The organism is Halobacillus alkaliphilus (assembly GCF_900113125.1).
In the GTDB taxonomy this organism is placed as follows: Bacteria; Bacillota; Bacilli; order Bacillales; family Halobacillaceae; genus Halobacillus; species Halobacillus alkaliphilus.
Window position 1 is genome coordinate 1 of record NZ_FOOG01000088.1, and the last position, 1,529, is coordinate 1,529.

General features: G+C 55.4%; 1 rRNA gene. It reads left to right on the forward strand.

Going from position 1 to position 1,529, the window contains the following annotated elements:
- Positions 1-1,522: ribosomal RNA gene (locus BMZ06_RS20270) — 23S ribosomal RNA — on the forward strand; the annotation flags it as partial.
- Between the last annotated feature and the right edge of the window lie 7 nt (positions 1,523-1,529).

Sequence of the window (1,529 nt, forward strand, 5' to 3'; positions counted from 1 at the left end):
GAGGCCGAAAGGCGTAGGCGATGGACAACAGGTTGATATTCCTGTACCACCTCCTTTCCGTTTGAACGACGGGGGGACGCAGGAGGATAAGGAGAGCGCGCCATTGGATGAGCGCGTCCAAGCAGTGAGACGGTCGGATAGGCAAATCCGTCCGGCAACGTCAAGCTGTGATGGGGAGGGAACTAAAGTACCGAAGCTCCTGAGTTCACACTGCCAAGAAAATCCTCTAGTGAGGAAAGAGGTGCCCGTACCGCAAACCAACACAGGTAGGCGAGGAGAGGATCCTAAGGTGAGCGGGAGAACTCTCGTTAAGGAACTCGGCAAAATGACCCCGTAACTTCGGGAGAAGGGGTGCTCCTCTGCCGAGGAGCCGCAGTGAAAAGGCCCAAGCGACTGTTTACCAAAAACACAGGTCTCTGCGAAGCCGTAAGGCGAAGTATAGGGGCTGACACCTGCCCGGTGCTGGAAGGTTAAGGGGATGCGTTAGCCGTAAGGCGAAGCGTTGAACCGAAGCCCCAGTAAACGGCGGCCGTAACTATAACGGTCCTAAGGTAGCGAAATTCCTTGTCGGGTAAGTTCCGACCCGCACGAAAGGTGCAACGACTTGGGCACTGTCTCAACGAGAGACCCGGTGAAATTATACGATGCGTGAAGATGCGCATTACCCGCGACAGGACGGAAAGACCCCGTGGAGCTTTACTGTAGCCTGATATTGAATGTTGGTACAGCTTGTACAGGATAGGTAGGAGCCTTAGAAGCCGGAGCGCTAGCTTCGGTGGAGGCGCTGGTGGGATACTACCCTGGCTGTACGGACATTCTAACCCAGGACCGTAATCCGGTCCGGAGACAGTGTCAGGTGGGCAGTTTGACTGGGGCGGTCGCCTCCTAAAGAGTAACGGAGGCGCCCAAAGGTTCCCTCAGAATGGTTGGAAATCATTCGCAGAGTGTAAAGGCACAAGGGAGCTTGACTGCGAGACCTACAAGTCGAGCAGGGACGAAAGTCGGGCTTAGTGATCCGGCGGTACCGCATGGAAGGGCCGTCGCTCAACGGATAAAAGCTACCCCGGGGATAACAGGCTTATCTCCCCCAAGAGTCCACATCGACGGGGAGGTTTGGCACCTCGATGTCGGCTCATCGCATCCTGGGGCTGTAGTCGGTCCCAAGGGTTGGGCTGTTCGCCCATTAAAGCGGTACGCGAGCTGGGTTCAGAACGTCGTGAGACAGTTCGGTCCCTATCCGTCGTGGGCGTTGGAAATTTGAAAGGAGCTGTCCTTAGTACGAGAGGACCGGGATGGACACACCGCTGGTGTACCAGTTGTTCCGCCAGGAGCATCGCTGGGTAGCTACGTGTGGTCGGGATAAGTGCTGAAAGCATCTAAGCATGAAGCCCCCCTTGAGATGAGATTTCCCCTTACGCCAAGTAAGTAAGATCCCTCAGAGACGATGAGGTTGATAGGTCCGAGGTGGAAGCGTGGTGACACGTGGAGCTGACGGATACTAATGGATCGATGACTTATCTATCCTTTAA